1 protein-coding gene is annotated in these 414 nt (G+C 57.2%); it reads left to right on the forward strand.

The window, feature by feature from the left end; translation table 11 throughout:
* Nucleotides 1-228: 228 nt before the first annotated feature.
* The coding region (locus EXE42_RS17095) for a glutaredoxin (protein ID WP_137707072.1) at nt 229-414 on the forward strand (186 nt) is incomplete at its 3' end.

Consider the following 414-nt stretch of genomic DNA (forward strand, 5'->3'; position numbering starts at 1 on the left):
GTCCACCCGTTTCCGACGTTCAGCGAGGCGTTCAAGCAAGCGTGTCAGGCGTTCCGCAGGGATACGTCGACGATGAGCTGCTGTATCGAGTGAGTCGTCTCCGAAGGAATCACGAGAGATTCCGGCGGTGTTTGTCCGTTCGTCCCGCCAGCCACACGCTCGTGTGAATTCAGTTCACAGCCGCGAAGAGTGTTTAATGCGGCTGCGCTCACTATCTACCCAGTTCTAATGCTTGAACTCTACCGGCTCCCCGGTTGCCCGTACTGCGCGAAGGTCGAAACCAAACTGGACGAACTGGGCCTGGAATACGAGACGCACAACGTACTCCCATTCCGATTTCTCCGGTTCGAAGTAAAATCCGTGAGTGGACAGTCTGGGGTCCCGGTGCTCGTCGATCCGGAACACGGGATCGAG

Source organism: Halorubrum sp. SP3 (assembly GCF_005435195.1).
Lineage (GTDB): Archaea > Halobacteriota > Halobacteria > Halobacteriales > Haloferacaceae > Halorubrum > Halorubrum sodomense.